Genomic DNA, 6,846 nt, shown 5'->3' on the forward strand with positions numbered 1-6,846 from the left:
CTGGGCGATGTTCTGGTTGACGTTGACATTGACGTTGGCCACCGGGCCCAGTCCTTGCAGCCAGGARTTTCCGCCGCGCACCGCGGTCATGGACTTGCTGTCGAGTTCTTGGGTCAGGGCGAGGTCGCRCACGATGATGGATGGCATGGTGGTTCTCCTTGGCTTYACTGRATGACTTGAAATGTTCCTGAGTGGCTGGTTGGCAGCGGAGGTGGCGGGGCCGCCTCCGCGTCTGCCGGGCCGTTCAGCGATAGATGTTGTTTTGGGCGTTCTGCGTCGARKKGACATGCGACTTGATGTCGTCGACGAAGGCCGCGTTGTTGCCATTCATGTTGGTGACGTTCTGCGTCTGGCCGATCAGTTGYKARGCRTTGAAGGTCGAGTCGATCTTGACSGCGCTGAACACGGGCAGGAAGGGCACGAAGCCGCCGCGCACGGCGCGCATGGCGCGGGCGTCGAGTTCTTCGGTGACGGACAGGTCCTTGATGGCGAGGGTGGTAGTCATGGCAGTTCTCCTTGGGAGCGATTGGGACTTGGGTTCGGTTGGTTCGAGCATTGTTTCTGCGCTCGGGAGGTACAAACGCATGGAGTGTGCCAAGGCGGGCCAGGTCAGCGTGAATCGCCCGCAAACGCAGGCGGGACGTGGGAAGAAATTTTTCGAGGCGGGGAAAATGGCGCCAGCGCACAGTGCACGGCGGCCTAAATCTGGCGGGCGCATACCAACACAACAGACACCATGTGTTCGCTCGTCAGCGACAGACGCCAGCGGGGCGCGGCGATCGCGCTCAGCGTGACTGGGAAACAGGGGGAGGCGTGATGCGCGCGATACGTTCAGTTCGGGGGTAGCGCTTTCCCACCACGGAGGCACGCGCGCGGCGCAACCGCGATCCCGGCGGCGCGGTGCGTTCCGCGCCGTACCGGAACGCGATCACTTCACGTAGATCGTGATCTTCTTGGAATAGATCGGCGGGTTGTGCGGGATGTGCTTGTCATCGGCCATCAGCAACTGCAGGGTGTGCTTGCCCGGTGGCAGTTCGATCGTGGTCTCGGTCTCGCCGGCGCCGAAATGCACATGGTTGCGATCGTTAGGAATTTCCTTGTCCATCGGCGGCAAGTCCGTATCGATCAACAGATGGTGATGACCCGTGTTGGGAAACTTCACGCCACGCGGCGCCACGCCCATGCTGCGCAGCCCGAACCACACTTTGATCGGCTTGCCCGCCGGCAGGACCTGGTTGTTGTTGGGGTAGCCGATGTACAGGTAGGCATTGGACGGCGCGGGCGTCGGACCCGCGATCGCGCTGGCCGGCATGACACCGTTCAGAAGCAGGCTGGCGGCGAGCGCGGCAGCAGATATGAGCTTACGCATGGACTCTCTCCCGTATCGTGCCGCCGGCCCGGCGGCCCGGGCCTTATCGAACGGTAATGGTGATCTTCTTGGAGTAGATCGGCGGATCGTGGGGCTTATGGTCCTTGTCGCCGAGCAGCAACTGCAAGGTGTGTTTGCCTGGCGGCAGCTCGATCCGCGCCTCGGTCTCGCCCGCGCCAAAGTGCACGTGGTTCCGGTCGTTCGGAATCTCCTTGTCCATCGGCGGCAGGTCAGTGTCGATCAGCAGGTGGTGATGGCCGACATTGGGCATGTCGGTCCCCTTGGGCGCGACCCCCATATTGCGCAGGCCCATGCGCACCCAGAATTTGCCGCCGTCGATCACGGCGCCATCGGGGGGCCAGATGATGTAGACCTCGGCATTGGGCGGGGATGTGGCGGACAACGAGATCGAGGGCAACGGCGCCAACAGAGACGCTGCCAGTGTGCCGAGCACGGTTCGCCTGTGCATACGATAGCCCTCCCGAACAACGGTCCGCGCCGGAACATGCAAGGCAACACCTGTGTGGCAACGCGTGCACCCGGCGCCGCTGCAAAGCAACGGACGCAGGCAATTCGCGTGACCTCGAAAGCGCGGTGGATTCTTGCTCTTCGTCAGCGCTTTTGCATTTCGTCATTTAGCTTAGAACGGAAAACTGCAAAAAGATACTTGGTGCTGCCGTGCGCGATCGCTGGGCGCAGGCAACAGTGAGCTTGCTGCGCCACCTTGCGTTGCGAAGCACCTCCGGATTCACAATCGCTGTGCTATGGTTGATTGAGCGAGCCCAGTGCCGCCCGCGCTGCATCGCGTCGGCGCCAGGGACGAGGCGGACCGGCCGGGTGATGGCCGGGTATCATCGCTCGCTGGTGGCGCGTCACGCCGCTTGCGCGTGGGACCGCCGATGCACTTCGGCGCCGTACGAACAAGGCCTGAATATGTGGCGAAAACTCCTTGTCATATGCCTGTTCGCGTTGGCAGCGGCCGTGCGTGCCGAAGCCGGCATCGACACGCCAGCGTCCACCACCGAAGCACGGCTCACGGCCACTTCCGCCGGGAACGGCCAGGCCCGGCGTCTCGCCCTTGTCATCGGCAATGCCGCGTATGCGGACGAACCGCTGCCCAATGCCGCCACCGACGCGCAAGCCATGGGCCAGACCCTGGCAGCTCTCGGCTTTGACGTCATGCTCCGCGAAAACCTGGACCGTGACGGCATGGCAAGCGCGCTTGCCGAATTCCGGCAACGGTTGCAAGCAGGCGGCGTCGGTCTGTTCTACTTCGCCGGGCACGGCATCGAGGTCGCGGACAACCCGGTGCTGATTCCCGTCGATGCGGGCAGCCGCACGCCCGCCCGCTTGCTCACGGCGGGCACCGAGCTTCGCACCGTGCTGGCAAGCATGTCGGTGCCGCGCCCGGACATGCGCAACGTGCTGATCCTCGATACCTGCCTGGACAATCCGTACCGCGGCGGTGCCTTCAAGCCGCCAGCCGCGCCCGCCAACACCCTGATCGCCTATGCCACGGCCCCTGGCATCGCCGCAGCCGAAGGCGTCAGCCATGGCGTATTCACCGCCGCGCTGCTGCGTACGCTACGCATGCCCGGACTCGATGCCGAGGCAGTCTTCCGGCAGGCGGGCGAGATCGTCAGCATGCAAACGGGGCTGCGGCAGCAGCCGTGGGTCTCGTCCTCGCTGCCCGCCCCGCTCCGGTTGGACACGGACGCGGCACCCGCCATCGACAGCACCACCTATTCCGCCAGCCTGGACGGGAATCCGGCGATCCGGCATCGCGGGATCCTCCCGAAAGACAGCGATGAACAATACGAGCTCAGCTTCTGGGATTCCATCAAGAACAGCAATTTCCCCAGCGACTATGAGGCCTACCTGAAGGCGTATCCGAACGGCCGCTTCGCGCCGCTGGCACGGGCAAGGATCGAGCGGCTGCGTGCGGCGGGCGTCAAGGCAGAGCCGCCCGCCGACCGCGCCCGCACCGCGCCCGCCGCCTCCGGGCCAACCGCGGCACAGGGCACAGTCACGCCACCGCCAGCGCGCACGCAGACCGGAAAAGTGCAACCGCCGCCAGCCACTTCATCCGCCAGCGCGCCCGCCGCCCCGGCAAGTACGCCCTCACCCGCCACGCAACACGCCGCCGCTTCCGGCGCGGTGACGGTCGACATAAAACCGGGTGAGATCAAGGACTGCCCGGCTTGCCCCGTGCTGCACAACGTCGCACCGGGCAGCTTCACCATGGGCAGCAATGGCGGCGACCCGACCGAAAAGCCCCCGCACCGCGTCACCATCGCGCAGCCCTTCGCGATCGGCAAGTACGAAGTCACCGTGGAGCAATGGGGTGCCTGCGCCGACGCTGGCGCGTGCCCGCGTATCGCCACCGTCGCAAGCGCCCCCAGGAACGCGCCCATGCGCGATGTGAGCTGGGACGATGCCCAGCAATACCTCGCATGGCTGAACAAGACCACCGGCAAGCACTATCGCCTGCCGACCGAGGCCGAGTGGGAATACGCTGCCAGGGGCGGCACCTCAACGCTCTACTGGTGGGGCGACCAGATGCGCAAGGGAACGGCGAACTGCAAGGATTGCGGCGATCCGTGGAGCGCCGATACGCCGGCCAACGTCGGCTCCTTTGCCCCCAATGCCTTGGGCCTGCACGACGTGAATGGCAGCGTGTGGGAATGGGTCGCCGACTGCTGGCACATTTCCTACAAAAACGCACCGGTTGACGGGCGTGCCTGGGACGAACCCGGCTGCAGCGTACGCGTGATCCGTGGCGGCTCCTGGTTGGAGGGCGCGAGCTATATGCTCTCCTCCACCCGATTCAAGTACAGCGCCAGCGTGCGCCAGTCGCAGAATGGCTTTCGTGTCGTGCGAGACATGAAGTAGCGGCTTCCGTGCCAGTCCCGTCGGGGCAAGCTGGCCGACTAGCGCGCCTTGGTGGATATCTGCACCACGTCGGCGCCGATGTGGTCATCTCCATGCTTGGCGGCCATCGGCCCCAACTGCCGTTCAAGCGCGCGCAGATAGTCCTGCCTGGACTCCACCTCCGGGCGTAGCGCGTCGAACAACGGCGCTGGCGTGGTGAGCAGCACGATCAGCTCCGTGCCAAACGGCTTTGCGATCACCCAGTCGCCGAGGCTGCCGACGGTCGCGTGATAGCTGGCGGGAGCCTGGTTGGCCTTGGCGCGCTGGCTGGGCACCATGTGCACGACCTTGCCGTCCGCCATGTAGTAGTCGACATAGACGTAGGTGTCGTAAGGCGGCGTCGTGATATCGACAATCAACGGTGTACCCTCGGTCAGCTGAGCACCTGGCGCCCTGGTGCGGATCGTGGTGAGCGCGTCCCCGTCGCGGCGCCCCGACCAGTAGGGCCCGATCAGCTTGATCACATCGCACTTGTCGTCACCCAGCGGTTGCACGTCAAGGTTCAGTGTCTGCACGCCGGGAACCGCCTCCAGTTCATCTTTCAAGCGCTTGATGCCGAACCGGTCCGCTACGTAGCCGCGCACCTGCAGCGCATGCTCCTGCGCCGATGCCGAGAAAAGCGAGCAAGGCACGCGCGCCAGCACCGGCGCGACAGCCTGCATGGAGAGCGCGCGCTCCGCCTTGGCTTCCTGGCGCGATGGCGCTTGCGGCGGCGCAGGCTGGGCGGGTTGCGTTGCGACGGGCGCGGGAGCGGTCTGTGTCGGGGGCTGAGCCTGGCCGTCCGGCGGGTGACGCGAGCGCCATGCGTAGTAACCCACGCCGCCTGCCACCAGCACACCGGCCAGGGACACAGCACCCAGCCTGGCCATCGGCATCGCGCCGCTGCGCTCGGTTCCCAGGTCGGCCAGGAAGCGTGCCACGGTGGGCGTGCGCGTCGCGCGATCGAAGGACAGCGCGGCACGCAGCGCTCGCCACTGGCCGCGGCTCAGCGACTTCGGCCGCTGCGGCTTGAGGCCGGCACCGCGTGCCTGGTTGGCCGACAACCGCTCGTAAGGATGCCGGCCCGTCAGCAGTTCATACGTCACGCAGGCCAGCGCGTAGATGTCATCGCGCGGGTCCGGCTCGCGATGCTCGAACATCTCGGGACTGGCATAGGCTGGTGTCATGCCGCCGAGCGTGCCAGGGTCGAACACGGTCGGGTCCGCATCGTCCGCCGGTTGCTGGAAGACCCGCGCGATGCCGAAATCGATCACCTTCACTTCACCGCTGTCCGTGAGGAACACGTTGGCAGGCTTGAAGTCGCAGTGGACAAAGCCACGTTCATGCGCATAGGAAAGCGCCCTGCCCATGCCGGTAACGATTGGCAGTGCCTTGGCGAAGGGCATGCCGGCGAAATCCGGCGCGCGCAAGACGCGATTGAGCGACTTGCCCGACAGGTACTCCATGGTCAGGTAGACCACCGAACCATCGCGATCGAAATCATAGACCGTCACGATATTGCGGTGCGCCAGCGTCTGCGCCTTGCGCGCCTCGCGCTGCAGTGCTATCAGCGATTTCGGATGACCGCGGAACTGCACATTGAGAACCTTGATGGCGATATAGGGCTTGCGGTCGGAGGCCTCGAGCTTGCGCAGGTCCAGCGCCTTGTAGACCGTACCCATGCCCCCCACGCCAAGGCATTCCTCCAGTACAAAGCGGCCATTCAGGGTGTCGCCCACCCCCTTGGACTGCTCCGCGCCGGCAATGGCCTGGTCGGCCGGCGGTACCGGCGCGGTCGAGGGCGTGGTGGGCGGGGAAGCCATGCCGGGAGCGCCGGTCTGGACGCGGGTTTCCTCGCCGCCATCCGCGAACTGCGTTGCCCCGCGGCGCTCAATGCGCTGCAGCACCTCTTCATAGACGCCTGGCGGCAGCGGGAAGCGCGTGTTCTCCTCGCAAAGCATGTCCGCCAGCTGCGTCGCGCTGGCCTGGTCCACGGCCAAGGTGCTGTCAATGCGGGCAAGAAGCTCGTCGTGCGACAGACCACCGCTTTGGAAGGTACGTATCAGGTCTGGAATGCTAGGCATCGATGCAGCCGCGACGTAGTTGCGCGTAGTTGCGCCTTGAGCGTTCACTCGCCGCTCACCGGCGAGTACCTACCCACGATGGATACTAGTCCGCACTCATGCCAATCGCAAACCCCTCGTGCATTGCATCAACACCGGCAAGAGACGCCTGCCGCACGATTGACGGGTCCAGGCGGCTGCGTGTCGCGCATTGGCGAACACCCGGTGTTGTTGTGTTGGTATGCGCCCGCCAGATTTAGGCCGCCGCGCACTGTGCGCTGGCGCCATTTTCCCCGCCTCGAAGAATTTCTTCCCACGTCCCGCCTGCGTTTGCGGGCGATTCACGCTGACCTGGCCCGCCTTGGCACACTCCATGCGTTTGTACCTCCCGAGCGCAGAAACAATGCTCGAACCAACCGAACCCCAAGTCCCAATCGCTCCCAAGGAGAACTGCCATGACTACCACCCTCGCCATCAAGGACCTGTCCGTCACCGAAGAACTCG

The 6,846-nt window shown here is 65.1% G+C and carries 5 protein-coding genes; 1 reads left to right on the forward strand and 4 read right to left on the reverse strand.

What is annotated here, in order from left to right; all coding sequences use genetic code 11:
- Positions 1-244: 244 nt before the first annotated feature.
- The 3 genes from AC1DT6_RS39770 to AC1DT6_RS39780 all read right to left on the reverse strand — a co-directional run bounded on the left by AC1DT6_RS39770 (position 245) and on the right by AC1DT6_RS39780 (position 1,838).
- Positions 245-505: a hypothetical protein gene (locus tag AC1DT6_RS39770; protein WP_477115555.1), complete on the reverse strand. Its 261-nt coding sequence runs from the start codon at positions 503-505 to the stop codon at positions 245-247.
- Between the two features lie 423 nt (positions 506-928).
- A complete protein-coding gene (locus AC1DT6_RS39775) occupies positions 929-1,369 on the reverse strand; it encodes a DUF4399 domain-containing protein (RefSeq protein ID WP_441637349.1) in 441 nt (146 codons plus the stop codon).
- A gap of 43 nt (positions 1,370-1,412) precedes the next feature.
- Positions 1,413-1,838: a DUF4399 domain-containing protein gene (locus AC1DT6_RS39780; protein ID WP_428180805.1), complete on the reverse strand. Its 426-nt coding sequence runs from the start codon at positions 1,836-1,838 to the stop codon at positions 1,413-1,415.
- Between the two features lie 464 nt (positions 1,839-2,302).
- On the opposite strand from AC1DT6_RS39780, the gene AC1DT6_RS39785 reads away from it, so the two are divergent.
- Positions 2,303-4,261: an SUMF1/EgtB/PvdO family nonheme iron enzyme gene (locus AC1DT6_RS39785; RefSeq protein ID WP_441637351.1), complete on the forward strand. Its 1,959-nt coding sequence runs from the start codon at positions 2,303-2,305 to the stop codon at positions 4,259-4,261.
- A gap of 38 nt (positions 4,262-4,299) precedes the next feature.
- Here the strand turns inward: AC1DT6_RS39785 and AC1DT6_RS39790 are convergent, their stop codons facing one another.
- On the reverse strand, positions 4,300-6,363 hold the full coding sequence (locus AC1DT6_RS39790; protein WP_441637353.1) for a serine/threonine-protein kinase: 2,064 nt from the start codon (positions 6,361-6,363) through the stop codon (positions 4,300-4,302).
- Between the last annotated feature and the right edge of the window lie 483 nt (positions 6,364-6,846).

It is taken from the genome of Cupriavidus sp. 01L45 (assembly GCF_056399885.1).